The following is a 17,187-nucleotide window of genomic DNA, read 5'->3' as shown; positions in this document are numbered from 1 at the left end:
GGTCCGCCCTGCTGAAACAAGCCGGATCAGGTGCCCGATTTGATCTTGGTCCACAAACGGGTCACGACCCGCTGTATCTTCGACGGGTAAGGCGTCGTGATATAGAGGTTTTGCATGGTCGCATCATCCGGATAGATGGCCGGATCACCGATCACGTCTTCCTCAAGAAATTCTTGCGAAGCCTTGTTGCCATTGGCGTAGTAAACATAGTTCGAGGCCGCAGCCATATTGTTGGCATCCAGAATGAAATTCAGGAATTTATGCGCACCCTCCGGGTTCGGAGCATCAGCCGGAATCGCCATCTGGTCGAACCACATCAACGACCCTTCAGCAAAGGGATGGTACTCAATTTCAACACCATTATCGGCTTCGGCCGCACGATCGCGGGCCTGCAGGATATCACCCGACCATCCCACGGCAACACAGATGTCGCCATTGGCCAATGCGTTGATATATTCCGAACTGTGGAACTTCTGAATGTGTGGTCGAACGCTGGTCAAAACCGCCTCGGCCTTGCCAATAACATCTTTGTCGTGGCTGTCCGGGTCTTCACCCAGATATTGCAGAACCATCGGAATGATTTCTGCCGGAGCATCCAGGAAATGAACGCCGCAGGATGCAAGTTTCTCCATATTCTCGGGTTTCAGAACCAGATCCATGCTGTTCAGCGCAACATCCTCGCCCAACGCTTCCTGCACTTTTCCAACATTTACACCAAGCCCGGTTGTGCCCCACATGTAGTTGATAGAATAGGCGTTGTCCGGATCATACCCGGCAGTACGTTCCTGAATCACATCCCACAGATTGCCTGAATTCGACAGCTGTGCAGCGTCAAGCGCCTGAAAGGCTCCAGCCTGGATCTGACGCTGAAGGAAAGTACCCGAAGGCACCACCACGTCATAGCCTGATCCACCGGCCAGCATCTTGGTCTCCAATACCTCGTTGCTGTCAAAAACATCATAAATCAGAGTCAGACCGGTATCTTCCTCGAACTTTGTCAGAAGCTCTTCGTCGATATAGTCGGACCAGTTGTAAACACGCACCTCTTCAGCGAAGGCCGCCGAAGTCCCCAATGCGATGACCGCTGTCATGGTCAGCGTTTTGATTGTCATATTATTCTCCCTGCAAGTGTACGCGCTATTTTCCCGTTTTTTTGGATTTGATCAAGTTTTGCGTTTTCGCACGATCCGTCGTATGGTTTCACGAGGTCAGAAACCTGACAAGTCAACATAGCGGGAAACAGGGCAAACCACTTGGATTTGATCAAAAATAAGGCATCCAGCACTGACGGTGCGCGTGAAAAACGACCTGCGCATGAACAGGTCTATAATACCCTCAGATCACAAATCATGTACGGCGAATTGGTGCCGGGGCAACCCGTCACGATCCAAGGTCTCACTGATTCGCTGGGTGTTGGAATGACCCCTGTGCGGGAGGCTATCAGACGCCTGATATCCGATGGTGCTCTGGTGTTTCAGGGCAACCGCCGAGTGAGTGTTCCTCTTCTGACCGACGGCGACGTCGAACAGATGATTTATTCAAGAATCAAAATAGAATCAGAGCTTTCGAGGCGTGCAACTGCGAATGTGACACCTCAGGACATTGATCATCTTGAGCAGATCGACCAACGTCTGGATCGCACTATCAGCGACGGAGACGTTAGCGGCTATCTGCGCCTCAACCACCGGTTTCACGAAACGCTTTACGGCCATGCAAATGCCCCGATTCTCAATGATCTGGCCGAGCGCCTGTGGCTTAGATTCGGGCCGTCTTTGCGCGTTGTATGCGGTAGATTCGGCACTCAGAGCCTGCCGGACCGCCACAAGGATATCATTTCGGCGTTGCGCAATCAGGACGCGGATATGGCAGCAAAAGCAACCGCACAAGATATCGAACAGGGCATGGAGCTGATGGCAGACGCCTTAGTTAACGCTTAGATCTGTCCGATTCGATTGACAGGAAAAAATTTGATCATATTGTAGCTGCCAATCGCTCTTGCAGGAGATTTTCCGATGTCGACCATCACAAACCATTTGCCCACGGCCCAGCTGCAGGCCTTGGATGCCGCCCACCACATGCACCCTTTTTCAGCCAATGGCGCCCTAGGGAAAGAAGGCGCGCGTGTGATCACCCGTGCGAAGGGCGTCTACCTTACGGACAGCGAGGGTGAAGAAATACTCGATGCAATGGCGGGCCTGTGGTGTGTCAATATCGGCTATGGTCGCGATGAACTGGCCGAGGTCGCAGCCCGCCAGATGCGCGAACTGCCGTATTACAATACCTTTTTCAAAACGACCCACGTCCCTGCCATCGCGCTGGCCGCGAAGATCGCGGAACTTGCGCCAGGCGATCTGAACCATGTGTTCTTTGCAGCCGGCGGGTCTGAGGCGAATGACACAAACATCCGTCTGGTTCGGACCTATTGGGCCGAAAAAGGCCAGCCCGACAAGAACATCATCATCAGCCGACATAATGCCTATCATGGCTCTTCGGTCGGCTCGGCGTCGTTGGGCGGCATGGCAGGGATGCACGCGCAGGGTGGAATCCCGATCCCGAATATCCACCATATCAACCAACCAAACTGGTGGGCTGAAGGTGGTAGCATGTCTCCCGAAGAATTCGGCCTGGCCCGCGCGCGTGAGTTGGAAGAGGCGATTGAGGAACTGGGTGAAAACCGCGTCGCAGCCTTTATCGCCGAACCCGTACAGGGCGCAGGTGGCGTGATTGTTGCACCGGATACCTACTGGCCTGAAATTCAGCGCATCTGTGACAAATACGATATCCTGCTGATTGCGGACGAGGTCATCTGCGGTTTTGGTCGCACTGGCAACTGGTTTGGGTCTCAAACCGTTGGCATTCGCCCCGATATCATGACCATCGCAAAGGGGCTCAGCTCGGGCTATGCGCCTATTGGCGGGTCCATCGTGAGTGACGAGATTGCCGAGGTCATTGGCGGAACCGAGTTCAATCACGGCTACACCTATTCCGGCCATCCGGTCGCTGCAGCCGTGGCACTGGAAAACCTGCGCATCCTTGAAGAAGAAAAGATCGTCGAGCATGTCCGCGACGTAGCCGCCCCCTATCTGAAGAAAAAATGGGAGGCGCTGGCCGATCACCCGCTTGTGGGCGAAGCCAAGATTGTCGGCATGATGGCGTCAATCGCGTTGACGCCGGACAAGGCCAACCGTGCCAAATTCGCGTCCGATCCGGGCACTGTCGGCTATATCTGTCGCGATCGGTGCTTTGCCAACAACCTGGTGATGCGCCATGTAGGCGACCGGATGATCATCTCTCCTCCGCTGGTTCTAACACCCGCGGAAATTGATGAAATGCTCGTACGTATCCACAAATCGCTGGACGAGGCACAGGCCGAGATCATCGCACAGGGCCTGATGAAAGCGGCCTCCTGACCCGCGCAGCTTCATCTGGCAGAAAATACCTCGGGGGAGGTGCCGTCAGGCGACGGGGGCAGAGCCCCCTCCCCTACCTCAACCGCTCTAACAGCGGCGCGGAGGCATAGCCGTCCGGCAAAAGCCCCTGCGCCAGTTGATAGGCCCGAACCGCCTCGGTGGTGTTCGGGCCGGTGCGCCCGTCGATCCCCTGCGTGTCAAACCCGGCCTCGGTCAGCCGGAGCTGCAATTCCTTCTTCTCAGCAAAGCTCAACGCCCGATCACCCCGAGGCCACTCGGCCTGAAACGCAGCGCGGCCCGCCAGACGGTCGGACAAATGCCCAATGCCGATCACATAGGCATCTGCACCGTTATATTGCTCGATCACGCGGAAATTGTCGAAGATCATCAATGCGACGCCTTCACCGCCTGCTGGCAACAAAATCGCTGCCTGACCATGATCCGCAACGGGCCGCCCATCCCACCCGACCACGCCCAGCGCCGCCCAATCTGACGGCAGCAGCGTGTAATCGCGTCTCGCGGCTGCAAAATCGAACCCCGCGGGCAGGCGCACTTCGACGCCCCATGGCTGTTCCTTGGTCCAACCGTGACGCGCCAGATAGGCCGCTGCCGAGGCTAGCGCATCGGTCGGGTCATCGGCCCAAATATCCCGCCGCCCGTCACCGTCGAAATCCACGGCGTGATCCAGAAACGAGGTTGGCATGAATTGCGTATGCCCCATTGCTCCGGCCCAACTTCCGACCATCGTTGCGGGACTGACATCGCCTGCCTGAATGATCCGCAGGGCGGCAATCAGTTGCGTTTCAAAGAACTCAGCCCGTCGGGCATCAAAGGCCAGCGTCGCAAGCGAACGGATCGTCTGATCCGACCCCCGAAATGTGCCGAAAGACGTCTCGAGCCCCCAAATCGCGGTCACGACCTCTTTTTCGACGCCATATTGCGCCTCAATCCGGGTCAGCACCGCGGCATGGCGTTCCAACCCCGCGCGTCCGTCTGCGACGCGCCGATCAGAAACGGCCGCATCCAGATAGTCCCAGATCGGCTTGGTGAACTCGGCCTGATTGCGATCGCGCTTGATGATATCCTTGTCATAGGCCAGCCCTGCTAGCGCGTGATCCAGAGTGCCGGGCAAGATACCCTGGGTCTGTGCCCGCGTCCGAAAATCGCCAAGCCACGCCTGAAACCGGGCGCTTCTTTCTTCTGACACGCGATACATCTCCGCCGATGGTCGGACGACCGGTCGGATTGAGACTGTAAGATCAGCCGACGCCAATTGTATCGGCTGTGGCCCTTCCGGGCTTTTGATGGACTCCGCCTGTACGATGGATGCCCATAATGCTGCGGTCATAACGCCGCTTACGCATCTACGCATTCCGAATTTCCTGATAACTGCTCAACCACAGGATAGCGCAAAAACGGCAAATCTCAAAGCGCTCAGCTTTCCGAGTCGCGGTCTCTCGCCTCTCGCTCGGACCGCAGCCGGTTCAGAGCTTCGCGCAGCAGGGGGACCCGATTGGGCCGGAACGAGGCCCCGGTAATCTGCATCTCTTGCATGCGATCCAACCGAAACACGCGGAAATCCTGCCGCAACAGGCACCAGCTGATCAGCACGCTGGCGCGGTCCATGTAAACGATGCTCAACGGATTTACGCAGCGATGGGTCTCGTCGCCTTTGGCATCCCAATAGGAAAATTCGATCGTCTGTTCGTCCCAGGTGGCCCGCCGCAGTTCAGCGACATCCACCGTTGGTTTCGCCGGCCGGTCAAACCGTGTGGCGGTCAGCACCGCATGGCTGAGGCGTTGGGACTGGCGCGGTGGCAAACGACCCTGCAGCTTGCGCAGAACTTCGCTGGCAGCCTCAGAGAGGCCGGGATCACCAATGGATTGTACCTCGCGCAGGCCAAGCACCAGGGCCTCAAGCTCATCATCGGTGAAGCCAAGCGGTGGCAGGGTGGCGTCCTCGATCAGGGTGAACCCGAACCCCGCCTCTCCGTCGATCACGGCGCCGAGGCTGCGCAATGAATCGATGTCTCGGTGAATCGTGCGCGGCGAAACGCCCAGATCCTGAGCCAGCTCAATCGACGTTCTTGGCGACGGGCCAGAGCGCAAGGATTGCATTAATTGGAACAAACGGGCGGTGCGGGTCATAATGCAGGTTACTTTATCTCTAATGACAGAAATTGTCATTAGCTCGGCATACCCATCACCTATACCCATGATGGAGCCCAAGATGCTGACCCTTTTGACCTACCCCTCTGCCTTTGGCCTGTTCAGCGCCAGCCCGTTTTGCGTGAAGACGGCACTAATGCTGCAAACATCGGGCCAACGCTGGCAGCGATCTGACCTCCTTGATCCGCGCAAGATGCCGCATCAGAAGCTGCCGGTTCTGCGCACGCCGCAGCGTCTGATCCCCGACAGCGACCTGATCCGCGACTGGCTTGAGACGCAAGGTAGTGATTTTGATCACGGGCTGAGCGATCTGCAAAAAGCTCAATCGCGCGCATTGATCCGTTTGGCCGAAGAGCATCTGTATTTTCAGATCGTCCAAGACCGCTGGGCCAATGACGAGGTCTGGCCGATTCTGTATAAGACCTTTTTCACTGGCATCCCCGCCCTGATCCGCAAACCAGTTGCCAATTCTATCCGCAAGAACGTTGTTAAAGGATTGGGGTTTCAGGGCGTCTCTCGATTCTCAGATGCGGAACGTCAGGACAGGCTGGAACGCGATCTTGAGGCGATCTCGGCCTATCTATGGCAGTCGACCTATTTGATGGGAGAAACCCCGACCTCAGTGGATATGAGCGTGGCCCCCATGCTTGCCGCGATGCGCGCGACACCGGCCAATACACCGCTGACCCAGCGGATCAAACAGGATAAGCTGTTGAGCGACTACATAGACCGGATGGAGCAGGCGATACCGCTGTCATGACACAATTTGACGATCCCGCAGTGGCAGCGGCCTATCATTCCCTGCCCGAAGGCACACGTGCCGGGGCGCTTGCGCTTCGTCAGTTGATCCTGGAAACCGCCACTTCGTTGCCCCGCGCGCAGCCGTTGCAAGAGGCATTGCGCTGGGGGCAGCCCGCCTATCTAGCGCCCAAGGGATCCACGATCCGATTGGGCGGGCACAAAGCGGCCCGCTTTGCCCTGTTCGTGCATTGCCAAAGCCGGTTGATGGGCGATTTCACCTCGGCCTTTCCGGGCGAAGATCGGATAGACGGCAACCGGGCAGTTCTGTTTGATGATCCGGATCAGATCGACGCCACCCGCCATGGCTGGCTGATAGCCCGCGCGTTGACCTATCACCTTCCCGCAAAAGGCTGACTTACATGCGCCTTGTTCCCGAGATGCGAACTCACTTCTGACGGCGTTTGCGTTCCACCTTGCGTTTGATCTTGTCCTTCTTGCGCTTGGTGCTGACTGCCTTGCGTCGCGTTGGGCGCTTGGATGCCCCTCCGCGCCCCGTCGGCAGGGCCTGATCGTCGATCGACAACAGCTCCAACTCCAGCCCGCCCGTCACAGGTGTCGCCTCGGTCAGACGCACGGTGACGCGTTGGCCGATGGCTATGATCAGCCCGGTGTCCGACCCCATCAGGGTTCCGGCCTCGCGGTCGAAATGGAAGAACTCGCGCCCCAAGGATCGCACCGGTACCAGACCGTCCGCGCCGGTCTCGTCCATTTTCACGAAAGCCCCAAACCGGGCGATACCACTGATCCGACCCGAGAACTCAGTCCCAACACGCTCGCTCAGATAAGCCGCCAGATACCGGTCGGTCGTATCCCGTTCCGCCATCATCGAGCGGCGTTCGGTATCCGAGATATGAGTGGCAGTTTCGTCCAGCCGGGCGATCTCATCCTCGGTCAGCCCATCGGCACCCCAGCCATGGGCCGAGATCAGCGCGCGGTGCACGATCAGGTCGGCATAGCGCCGGATGGGCGAGGTGAAATGCGCGTAATTCCGCAGCGCCAGCCCGAAATGGCCGAAATTTTCAGCGTTGTAATAGGCCTGCGCCATCGACCGCAGGGTGGTCAGGTTGATCAACTCTGCATCCTCGGTGCCCGCAGCCGCATTCAGCAGTGCGTTCAGGTGGCGGGTCTGCAACACCTGCCCCTTGGCCAAATTCAACCCCGCCGCCTGAGCCGTTTCCCGCAGGCTTTCCAGCTTCTCGGGTGCTGGTTCTTCGTGGACACGGAACAGCAGCGGGCGGCGCTTGGCGATCAGGGTTTCAGCCGCAGCGACATTGGCGAGGATCATGAACTCTTCGATCAGCTTATGCGCGTCCAGACGGTCGCGGAACGCCACGCTTTGAACATCGCCCGTATCGCTCAGGATAATCTTGCGTTCCGGCAGGTCCAGTTCCAGCGGTTGCCGCACACCCCGCGCCTTTTTCAGTGCAGCATAAGCAGCATAGAGCGGCTTCAATACGGTCTCTAACAGAGGCCCGGTGCGGTCATTGGGGGCACCATCGATGGCCTCCTGCACCTCGGCATAATGCAGCGAGGCGGCGGAGCGCATAAGCCCCCGCACGAACCGGTGGCCGATCTTGTTGCCCTCGGCGTCGATCTGCATCCGCACGGCGATACACGCGCGCGGGACGCCTTCGTGCAACGAACACAAATCACCGGACAACCGGTCCGGCAGCATTGGCACCACACGGTCAGGGAAATAGCTGGAGTTGCCGCGCTTGCGCGCCTCGCGGTCCAGAGCGGTACCGGGCTGCACATAGGCGGCAACATCGGCGATAGCGACCCAGATGACATGTCCACCGGGATTCTTCGTATCCTCATCCGCATGCGCATAACAGGCGTCATCATGATCGCGCGCATCCGAGGGGTCGATGGTCAGCAGCGGCATATCGCGCAGGTCTTCGCGCCCTTTCAGACCAGCGGGTTTGGCCTTGTCGGCCTCGGCAATCACCGTGTCGGGGAAGTCATCGGGAATGCCATGCTGATGAATGGCGATCAGCGACACGGCCTTGGGGGCTGACGGGTCGCCCAGCCGTTCGACAATGCGGGCACGTGGCAGGCCCATGCGGGTTTTGGGCCCGGCCTGTTCTGCCTCGACCAGCTCACCGTCTTTTGCACCAAGCAACGCACCTTCATTGACCAGCCACTCGTTCTGTCCGGCCTTGTCGATGGGCACGATCCGTCCGCCCTCGGTCCCTTTGCGGAAGATACCAACGATCTTGCGCGGGTTGGTTCCGATCCGGCGAATCAGGCGGGCCTCGTAATTATGGTCTTCCTCATGCACCACGGTCAGACGGGCCAGAATGCGGTCGCCTTCACCCAGCGCAGGATCGCTGGCGCGGGTGATCATCAGAACAACCGGCTCGACCCCTTCGCCATGCCACTCCAAGGGCCGTGCGAACAGATCACCATCGGCGTTCGGGGCCTTCACCTGCAGCACGCTGACAGGCGGCAACCGGTCCGGGTCTCGATAGCTGCGATTGCGCTTTTCCAGATGCCCTTCGGCCTCAAGTTCCTTGAGGATCCGTTTCAGGTCGATCCGATCCGCGCCCTTGATGCCAAAGGCTTTAGCAATGTCGCGTTTCGAGGTCAGGGTGGGGTTCGCCGAGATCCAATCGAGGACCTCTTGCTTGGTAGGGATGCGAGTCATGATTTCGGCCTATCACGGAGATGCGGCGGCGTCATGACCAAAAAGGGTCAGGCTCGCAGATCGGCAACCGTATCGACATCACGCAGCTGATCCAGCATCGCCACCCGGCATCCGGGGATCGAGGCCAGCGTGTCGGCCAGCGCATGTTCCGTCGACCAGCGCACGTTTTGAAACAGGCTGTGCGGCAGGGCACCAATGCGTTGCGCCCCGACCAACCAATATCCGCCATCCGGGGCCGGACCAAACACCATCTGGTTGCGCCCCAATGCCCGGAACGCGCGCGCGATATGCTCCCGTGCAACCCCCGGGATATCCGCACCGATCAGACAGACTGGCCCTGTTGGCATTTCCCGCAGCATCCGCCCCATACGATCGCCCAGATCCCCTCGACCCTGTGGCGCACGCGGCAGGTCGGCGGGCCAGATGCGACTGGTCAGCCCTTCGCGGTCCGGCGAAACCGCCAGCACGATCTGCCAGCGCGGATCGCGCAGACGCCGGATCAGCGACCGGGTCTGATGGCGAAACCACCACGCCGCGCCGACCATACCGATATCGCGCCCCAACCGGGTTTTGACACGGCCCGGGCGCGGTTCTTTCACCATGATCACCAGGGTGCGCTGCATGAATCAGGAAAAATAGTCGGTCAGGATACGGGTATAGACTGACTTGAGTTGTTCAATCTGCGCCACCTCAACGCATTCATCCACCTGATGCATGGTTTTGCCGACCAAACCAAATTCGACAACCGGACAATGATCCTTGACGAAACGCGCGTCCGAAGTACCCCCGGTTGTCGACATCTCGGGCGTGACCCCGGTTTCAGCCGCAACCGCTTTGGCCACCAATTCCGACAGAGGGCCAGGAGGGGTCAGAAAGCTTTCGCCCGATATCTTGATACGCACGTCAACATCAACGCCAAACGCGGTGGCCACATCGCGCGCCTGCGCTTGCAGCCAATCACTGAGGCTGGCGCCGGAATGCAGATCGTTGAACCGGATGTTCACCGCCCCGCTGCACTGTGCCGGGATGACATTTGTGGCGGAATTACCCGTGTCGATCGCCACAACCGCCAGCGTCGAGGCGTCAAAATGATCAGATCCCCGGTCCAACTCGTGACTGGCCAGCCTGTCCATCAGCCGGGCCATGGCGGGCAGTGGGTTCTTTGCCCGGTGCGGATAGGCCGAATGGCCCTGCACACCTGTTACGGTGAACCAGGCGGTCATCGAGCCGCGACGGCCAATCTTCATCATTTCACCCATCCTGTTCGGGCAGGTGGGTTCACCGACCAGGCAGACGCTCATCCGCTCGCCGCATTGATCCATATGGTCAAGCAGGGCGGTGGTGCCATGCAGCGCATCAGCCTCTTCGTCACCCGTGATCGTCAGGATGATCGCCCCGTCGGGTGGCGTGTCGCGTACAAAATCCACTGCCGCCGCTGCAAAGGCCGCCACACCCGATTTCATGTCAGTGGTCCCGCGCCCATACATGAACCCTTCCCGGATTTCTGCCCCGAAAGGCGGTGTGGTCCAAGCGGCCTCGTCGCCCACCGGAACAACATCGGTGTGACCGTTGAAACCAAAGCTTCGGGCGTGACCTTTTGCACCCCATCGCGCAAACAGATTGCTGATGCCGGCGCGATCAACACGGGTACAATCAAACCCCGCCTGTGACAGGACATCCTGCAGCAGGACAAGGGCACCACCTTCTTCAGGTGTGACCGATGGGCAACGGATCAGGTCGGCCGTCAACGCAATCGGATCTGTCATGGTGGGCCCTTTCCATAAAATTTCTTTCAGGTTCGTGCACAGATTCAACGAATTGGCCCGATTGCCAACCCCAACAGGCCAGAAACCGCGGGCTTTTTCCACATTGTATCGAACTGACACCCCCGGAAAACATGGGGCCTTACGCTGCGATTGCCTTGTCTGCCGGTTCGAATATGCGCTAGAGGGCCGCGAAACAGGTGATTTTACGATGACACGTGCTCTTTTCGCATTGATCTGCCTGACTTTCGCCGTTCTCGGCCAGCAAAGCCAGGCCCAGACGCTGACGGTTTCGACCGTGACACGGCCTCCGTTTTCTTTTGTCGAAGATGGAGCCCAAACCGGATTCTCGATGGACCTGCTTGAGGCGTTGGCTGAATCCCTGAATTGGGACTATTCCATCCAGCGTTCCGACGCCTTTGGCGACATGCTGGGCGCAGTGCAGAACAGATCCGCCGATCTGGCCATCGCCAATATCTCGATCACTGCCTCGCGAGAAACGCAGATGGACTTCAGCCAGCCGATTTTCGAGGCTGGTTTGCAGATCATGGTGCCATCGGACGCGGTGCGCCGCCCGTCACTGCTACATGCGTTACTGTCGCGCGAATTGTTTATTGCTATCGGGCTCGCCTTTGCAATCCTTCTTGGCGGCGGCATGCTGATGTGGGTGTTCGAGCGCCGCTCGCAGCCCTATTTCGACCGCAAGCTAGACGAGGCCTGGTTCCCCTCATTCTGGTGGGCCTTGAACCTGGTGGTCAATGGCGGGTTTGAGGAACGAATGCCGCGAACGCCATTTGGTCGAATTCTGGGTGTAGTGCTGGTTGTGTCTTCGCTGTTTATCGTCTCGGTCTTCACCGCGCGGATCACCTCGGTCATGACAGTGGATGCAATCAGTGGCAGCGTGAATTCGATAAATGACCTTTACGGCAAAGAGGTCGGAACAATCTCGAATTCAACCGCTGCTAACTTCCTGAACCGCCGCGAGATCGAGTTTACCAACTATGATGGGCTCGACCCCATGCTTGAAGCTTTTCGCAACGAGGAACTGGACGCCATAGTGTTCGACGCGCCGATCCTGTCCTATTTCGCCGCCCATGAAGGACGCCGGATTGCCTCGATGACAGGCGGTATATTCCTGCGCGAGAATTACGGTATTGCCTTCCCCACCGGGTCCCCGCTGGTCGAAGACGTCAACCAGGCGCTGCTGGCGCTGCGCGAAGACGGCACCTATGACGAGATTTATCGCAAGTGGTTTGGGGCGCGGAACTAAGCCGTCTCTTCATCCCCGAAAAACGGGGTCATCTGCGCCACGATCACTGCATTTTCATCCAGTGCGCGCTGCATTAGGGCCCGTTCATCCGGGTCGATCTCGTGACCTTGCGCCTCACGTTCGGCCAAAGTGCCATAGCCTGTGACATCCAAAGGCGCGGTATCTGCCTGTTTCAGGATCGCCACCGTTTCGCGCACGGCCTCGGCCTCGTCGACGCCGCTGGCAAAACACATCAATGCCGCCCCGGTTGCGCCGTCGGGCAGGCCATCGCCATCCTTGCGACCGATCTGCACAAGCAGGGTATAGACCTGCTGACGCGAAGGTTTCTTTTGCTTTTCCATGCAAGGGGCCATAGCCGCGCACCTGCCTGCGGTCAAGCAGCCGGGGAATTGCAGTGGATCGCCTGTGCCGCCATAGTGCCCGCAGTAACCTGACACCGATCACAAAAGGACGTTGCCATGACTTATCCGGATTTCATCACAGGATTCCCAAGCCTCGACGTGCCCTTCCCCGAAGATGTGGTGCAAACGGCCGTGATCAGATCAGACGCGGGGCTGGTGGCGTTTTTTACCTTTCTTCAGGATTTCGAACTGCCCCTTCATTCCCATCTGGCACAATGGGGAACTGTGGTCGAAGGTGAGATTGAGCTGACCATTGGCGATGAAACCAAGAGCTATGGCCCCGGTGACAGCTATTCGATCCCCGCAGGAGTGGAGCATGGCGGCAAGATCAAAGCCGGGTCGCGCGTCATTGATGTGTTCGAAGAACCGGACCGCTATCCGGTCAAAGGGTAAGCGATAACAAAAAAAGGGCCGCAGCGGATCGCGCTGCAGCCCCCTTATTTGATCCGCGCCCAGTTTAGTCGCGTAGCAATTCGTTGATCCCGGTTTTCGAGCGGGTCTTTTCATCCACCCGCTTCACGATCACAGCGCAATAGAGGTTGATGTTGTTCTTGGACGGCATCGAGCCCGCAACAACCACCGAATAGGGCGGAACCTCACCATAGGTGACCTCGCCGGTTTCGCGGTCGACGATCTTGGTCGATTTGCCGATGAACACGCCCATGCCCAAAACCGAGCCTTCGCGCACGATGCAGCCTTCGACCACTTCGGACCGGGCGCCGATAAAGCAGTTGTCTTCGATGATGGTCGGACCCGCCTGCATCGGTTCCAGAACGCCGCCGATCCCAACACCGCCCGACAGATGGACGTTCTTGCCGATCTGCGCGCATGACCCGACGGTGGCCCAAGTATCAACCATTGTGCCCTCGTCCACATAGGCACCCAGGTTCACAAAGGACGGCATCAGAACCACGCCGGGCGCAATAAAGGCGGATTTGCGAACGACGCAATTCGGCACCGCGCGAAAGCCAGCGGCCCGCCATTGGTTTTCACCCCAACCCGCGAACTTGCTGTCTACCTTGTCCCACCAGCCGCCGTCCTGAGCGCCGCCGGTCTGGATTTCCATATCCTTGATGCGAAAGCCCAGCAGAACCGCTTTTTTCGCCCACTGGTTCACATGCCAGTCGCCGCTGTCTTGCTTTTCCGCGACCCGCAGCGACCCGCTGTCCAGCGCGTTCAGCGTATCTTCGATCGCTTCGCGTGTCTCGCCGGTGGTGGCGGGGGTGATGGCATCTCGCGCCTCCCAGGCGGCTTCGATGGCGGCTTCCAGTTGCGCGTTGGACATTTGGCGGCTCCCTGCAGATTCTGTTCACGCTTGTGTTGCCTATACGCAAGCGACGGACTGGCTGCAATGCGACGCTGAGCGCGCGCTTTGCGGCTGTTTGTTCCGGTTTCAGCCGTTCAGAGGGTCCGGTGAGATGTTTCCACCACAGATCAGCACCGCCACCCGTTCGCCCGGCTCTGGCGTGTAAGCCCCCGATAGCAGCGCAGCCAAGGCTGTTGCGCCCGCTGGTTCCACCAGAACGCGATGCGCCCGCCACAAGGCCTGCTGCGCTTGAGAAATGGCCCGATCACTGACCAGAACCGATTGCACGCCCTGTGCCAGATCGAAACAAATCGAGCCGATCCGCCGCGCGCCCAGCGCATTTGCCGCAATGCCCGAGACGGACACATCCACCGGTTCTCCCGCCTGCAGGGCTGCATTCAGCGCGCAGGAGGTTTCCGGCTCAACCGCCACGACCTTGCGCGTGCCTTGCAGCCAGGCCAGCGCCCCGGCGATCAGACCGCCACCGCCCACCGCGATCAATACGGTATCCGCTTTCAGGCCCTGTGCCTCCCATTCGGCAAAGCAGGTTCCCTGCCCGGCGACCGTAGCGGGGGCGTCATAGGCGTGAATCTGCATCGCGCCCGTGGCCTCCTCATGCGCCCGCGCGGCTGTCAAGGCGTTGGCATATTCACCCGGCATCACGCTCAAATCCGCGCCGGTCTGTTCGATCAGCGCGATCTTGGATGGCCCCGCCAGTTCGGGCACGAAAATCTTGGCCGGATAGCCCAGCGCCTGCGCGGCAAAGGCGGCCGCTGCGCCGTGATTGCCACCCGATGCGGCCACAACCCCGGCCTCGGGCACATCCGAACTGATCAGAGTGTTAAACGCCCCGCGCGCCTTGAAACTGCCGGTGTGCTGCATATGCTCCAGCTTCATTTCCACCGAATAATCCAGACCCAAGACACGGCTTTCCGTGACTGGCGTCACTTGTGCATAGCCGGTTATGCGGTGCTGTGCCGCCAGTATTTCGCTCTTCCAATTCATTCTCATCTTTCCGTGACTGGCACTCTGCGCCCGAACCCTATAGCTGTTTGGAAAACACGCAAGCAGGGATCGTTACCCCATGAGAGAATACCGCCTCAGCCCGTTTCGCGACGCGCAGACCGACCGTTCGACCGCAAGCGAGGTACCCGACACCCCGCAAACGCGCTCACCCGCCTATCGCCTTGCCTTTGCCGATGAGGATTTCCTGTGCCGGGATGAGCTGCGCCCGGTGCGCTTGCAGCTGGAACTGCTCAAGCCCGAGATGATCATGACCGAGCGTGAGATCACCTCGACCATCGTCATGTTCGGCGGCGCGCGTATCCCTGAGCCATCACAGAAACACACCGCGCGGACGGAAACGCTGGCCGGGCTGTCGGAGTATTACGACGAAGCGCGCGAGTTTGCCCGGTTGATGACCGAGAAGTCGAACGAAACCGGCGGGCGAGAGAATGTAATCGTCACCGGCGGTGGCCCCGGCGTGATGGAGGCTGGCAACCGCGGCGCGCAGGATGCGAACGGCTGTTCCATCGGCCTGAACATTGTGCTGCCGCATGAACAGGCACCGAACCTGTACGTTACGCCCGAGCTCAGCTTTAACTTCCACTATTTCGCCATCCGCAAGATGCATTTCCTGATGCGCGCCCGCGCCATCACCATCTTCCCCGGCGGCTTTGGCACCATGGATGAGCTGTTCGAGTCCCTGACCCTGATTCAAACCGGCCGTATGGAGCGTGTGCCCTTCCTGCTATTCGGTCGCGCGTTCTGGGAAAAGGTCATCAACTGGGAGGCGCTGGCCGACGCCGGCACCATCTCGGACGAGGATCTAGACCTGTTCCGGTTCGTCGATACCGCGCAAGAGGCGGTCGACATAATCGAGAAATGGGAACCCACACCGCCCCGTGACGAAATACCTGGGCGCTAAACGATGGGGCGCAAGACCGGCGAGATGCTGCATCTGCGGGGCAACGCACTGACCAAGGGCGAGCCCGTGGCCCTGCCCCTGACCCAAAGCAGTATGTTTCACCTGCCCGGCGCACCGGACGGGCATGATTTCTACGGTCGCGTCAACAACCCAACCTGGGAACATCTGGAACAGGTTCTCGCCCATCTTGAAGACGCCCCCTGCCTGGCTTTCCCGTCGGGCATGGCGGCGATCTCGGCCGCGTTGTTTGCCACGGTCAAAGCCGGGTCGCGCATCCTGATCCCGTCGGATGGCTATTACGTCACTCGCGTGCTGGCCGACCGATTTCTGTCTGGTCTGGGTGTCATCGTGACAGAACGCCCGACAACCGCCTTTTCCGAAGGCGGGTTCGACGGCATCAATGTGGTCTTTGTCGAAAGCCCCTCGAACCCTGGTCTGGATATGATGGACCTGCCAGCCATCGCGTCGTCCGTGCGCGCAGCTGGTGGGATCACCATTGCTGACAACACAACCATGACACCACTGGGCCAGCGTCCTTTGGATATGGGCGTAGATATCGTCGTGTCCTCGGACACCAAGGCCATGGGTGGGCATTCCGATCTGCTGATGGGCCATGTGGCCAGCCGCAATACAGATGTCATGGAGCGGGTCGAGGAATGGCGGCGTGTCTCTGGCGCGATCCCCGGTCCGCACGAGGCTTGGTTGCTGCATCGTGGGCTGGAAACACTGGATGTTCGGTTCGACCGGATGTGCAGCTCGGCCCAGGTGTTGGCAGAACGGTTGGCGGCGCATCTGGCTGTGAAAGACATCCGCTATCCCGGCCTGCCGGGCGACCCATCCTACACCTTGGCACAGGCTCAGACCACGCGGTTCGGATTCCTGCTTTCGATCACGTTGGAAACCCAGGCCAAGGCCGAAACCTTCATCAACACCTGTCCAATGCTGCGCCCTGCGACGTCTTTTGGCGGCGTTCATAGCTCGGCCGAGCGCCGCGCCCGTTGGGGCGACGACGTTGACCCCGCTTTTGTCCGTCTGTCCGTGGGATGCGAGCCGGTGGTTGAGCTTTGGCAGGCAATCGATGCCAGCCTGAACGCACTGTAATTACTTTTTGGGCGTGCGCAGCTCGGTGAACACGTAGATCGGCAGCACTACGCTGGCGATCAGCGCGCCCAGCCAGACCAGCAGTGTCGCAGCCAGCAGGTTGGAAATTCCGCCAACCGTCAGCCCATTGGTCACCAGATCGGTCACAAGCAGGCCGACAAAGGTCACGATCAACGCGATCCCGCCTTTCAACGAAGGCGCCCTTTTCTCACCCAACTTCAGGATCAGCGGCTCGGCCACCACCTGCACCAGCGTGAAGACGATCACCACAACGATGAATGAAATCGGCTTGATTGCAAAACCGGTCAGTAGCAAAGCGGCCAACATTAACCCAATGGCATTGCCCGCCAGCAGGGCCAGAACCGATTTAAGTCTGCGCGTCATCGGCTGAT

Annotated in this window: 18 protein-coding genes; 8 read left to right on the top strand and 10 right to left on the bottom strand. The window is 59.2% G+C overall.

Features of this window, described 5'->3' with window-relative positions; translation table 11 throughout:
• Window positions 1–26: 26 nt before the first annotated feature.
• Complete coding sequence (locus AC2FIC_RS15440; protein ID WP_142637176.1) at window positions 27–1,112, bottom strand: polyamine ABC transporter substrate-binding protein; 1,086 nt, start codon at window positions 1,110–1,112, stop codon at window positions 27–29.
• 141 nt (window positions 1,113–1,253) lie between these two features.
• Between AC2FIC_RS15440 and AC2FIC_RS15435 the strand changes: the two genes are divergently transcribed.
• Both AC2FIC_RS15435 and AC2FIC_RS15430 read left to right on the top strand, forming a co-directional pair.
• A complete protein-coding gene (locus AC2FIC_RS15435; protein WP_271949594.1) occupies window positions 1,254–1,937 on the top strand; it encodes a GntR family transcriptional regulator in 684 nt (227 codons plus the stop codon).
• 75 nt (window positions 1,938–2,012) lie between these two features.
• Entirely contained in the window at window positions 2,013–3,410 is a 1,398-nt protein-coding gene (locus AC2FIC_RS15430) for an aspartate aminotransferase family protein (RefSeq protein WP_496692548.1), read from the top strand.
• A 73-nt stretch (window positions 3,411–3,483) separates the two neighbouring features.
• Here AC2FIC_RS15430 and AC2FIC_RS15425 read toward each other — a convergent pair whose 3' ends face one another.
• Entirely contained in the window at window positions 3,484–4,782 is a 1,299-nt protein-coding gene (locus tag AC2FIC_RS15425) for a lytic murein transglycosylase (RefSeq protein ID WP_496692549.1), read from the bottom strand.
• Window positions 4,783–4,844: 62 nt separating this feature from the next.
• Window positions 4,845–5,558: a helix-turn-helix transcriptional regulator gene (locus tag AC2FIC_RS15420; RefSeq protein ID WP_496692550.1), complete on the bottom strand. Its 714-nt coding sequence runs from the start codon at window positions 5,556–5,558 to the stop codon at window positions 4,845–4,847.
• Window positions 5,559–5,625: 67 nt separating this feature from the next.
• Here AC2FIC_RS15420 and AC2FIC_RS15415 point away from each other — a divergent pair, with 67 nt between their 5' ends.
• Window positions 5,626–6,339 (top strand): glutathione S-transferase family protein, encoded by a 714-nt coding sequence (locus AC2FIC_RS15415; protein ID WP_496692551.1) that lies wholly within the window; start codon window positions 5,626–5,628, stop codon window positions 6,337–6,339.
• Window positions 6,336–6,734 carry a DUF1801 domain-containing protein gene (locus tag AC2FIC_RS15410; protein WP_281973042.1) on the top strand — a complete coding sequence of 133 codons (399 nt, stop codon included), beginning with the start codon at window positions 6,336–6,338 and terminating at the stop codon, window positions 6,732–6,734. Before AC2FIC_RS15415 ends, AC2FIC_RS15410 begins: the two co-directional genes overlap by 4 nt.
• A gap of 31 nt (window positions 6,735–6,765) precedes the next feature.
• Here the strand turns inward: AC2FIC_RS15410 and rnr are convergent, their stop codons facing one another.
• Genes rnr through dapE form a run of 3 tightly spaced genes read right to left on the bottom strand, consistent with a single transcriptional unit; the run spans window position 6,766 to window position 10,793 of the window.
• The gene (gene rnr, locus AC2FIC_RS15405) at window positions 6,766–9,027 is read right to left on the bottom strand and encodes a ribonuclease R (protein ID WP_496692552.1); all 2,262 of its coding nucleotides are present in this window, start codon (window positions 9,025–9,027) and stop codon (window positions 6,766–6,768) included.
• Window positions 9,028–9,074: 47 nt separating this feature from the next.
• Complete coding sequence (locus AC2FIC_RS15400; protein ID WP_496692553.1) at window positions 9,075–9,650, bottom strand: TIGR04282 family arsenosugar biosynthesis glycosyltransferase; 576 nt, start codon at window positions 9,648–9,650, stop codon at window positions 9,075–9,077.
• Between the two features lie 3 nt (window positions 9,651–9,653).
• Window positions 9,654–10,793, bottom strand: a complete 1,140-nt coding sequence (dapE, locus tag AC2FIC_RS15395; RefSeq protein WP_496692554.1) for a succinyl-diaminopimelate desuccinylase — start codon at window positions 10,791–10,793, stop codon at window positions 9,654–9,656.
• 208 nt (window positions 10,794–11,001) lie between these two features.
• On the opposite strand from dapE, the gene AC2FIC_RS15390 reads away from it, so the two are divergent.
• Window positions 11,002–12,060, top strand: coding sequence for a transporter substrate-binding domain-containing protein (locus AC2FIC_RS15390; RefSeq protein ID WP_142637194.1), 1,059 nt, complete (start codon window positions 11,002–11,004; stop codon window positions 12,058–12,060).
• Here the strand turns inward: AC2FIC_RS15390 and AC2FIC_RS15385 are convergent.
• Window positions 12,057–12,401 (bottom strand): DUF8846 family protein, encoded by a 345-nt coding sequence (locus AC2FIC_RS15385; RefSeq protein ID WP_039539567.1) that lies wholly within the window; start codon window positions 12,399–12,401, stop codon window positions 12,057–12,059. The genes AC2FIC_RS15390 and AC2FIC_RS15385 overlap by 4 nt on opposite strands.
• A 117-nt stretch (window positions 12,402–12,518) precedes the next feature.
• Here AC2FIC_RS15385 and AC2FIC_RS15380 point away from each other — a divergent pair, with 117 nt between their 5' ends.
• Window positions 12,519–12,854 carry a cupin domain-containing protein gene (locus AC2FIC_RS15380; RefSeq protein WP_142637196.1) on the top strand — a complete coding sequence of 112 codons (336 nt, stop codon included), beginning with the start codon at window positions 12,519–12,521 and terminating at the stop codon, window positions 12,852–12,854.
• A gap of 64 nt (window positions 12,855–12,918) precedes the next feature.
• Here AC2FIC_RS15380 and dapD read toward each other — a convergent pair whose 3' ends face one another.
• Window positions 12,919–13,746, bottom strand: a complete 828-nt coding sequence (dapD, locus tag AC2FIC_RS15375; protein ID WP_271949578.1) for a 2,3,4,5-tetrahydropyridine-2,6-dicarboxylate N-succinyltransferase — start codon at window positions 13,744–13,746, stop codon at window positions 12,919–12,921.
• A 108-nt stretch (window positions 13,747–13,854) separates the two neighbouring features.
• Window positions 13,855–14,772, bottom strand: coding sequence for a threonine/serine dehydratase (locus AC2FIC_RS15370; RefSeq protein ID WP_496692555.1), 918 nt, complete (start codon window positions 14,770–14,772; stop codon window positions 13,855–13,857).
• Window positions 14,773–14,851: 79 nt separating this feature from the next.
• Between AC2FIC_RS15370 and AC2FIC_RS15365 the strand changes: the two genes are divergently transcribed.
• On the top strand, window positions 14,852–15,694 hold the full coding sequence (locus tag AC2FIC_RS15365) for an LOG family protein (protein WP_496692556.1): 843 nt from the start codon (window positions 14,852–14,854) through the stop codon (window positions 15,692–15,694).
• Between the two features lie 3 nt (window positions 15,695–15,697).
• On the top strand, window positions 15,698–16,795 hold the full coding sequence (locus tag AC2FIC_RS15360; RefSeq protein ID WP_496692557.1) for a cystathionine gamma-lyase: 1,098 nt from the start codon (window positions 15,698–15,700) through the stop codon (window positions 16,793–16,795).
• Here the strand turns inward: AC2FIC_RS15360 and AC2FIC_RS15355 are convergent, their stop codons facing one another.
• Entirely contained in the window at window positions 16,796–17,179 is a 384-nt protein-coding gene (locus AC2FIC_RS15355) for a hypothetical protein (RefSeq protein WP_142637207.1), read from the bottom strand.
• Window positions 17,180–17,187: the final 8 nt, after the last annotated feature.

The sequence above is a fragment of the Ruegeria sp. CDSC079 genome (genome assembly GCF_059610505.1).
Note: the sequence above shows the minus strand (reverse complement) of the source record. Positions and strands in the feature narration are given on the sequence as shown.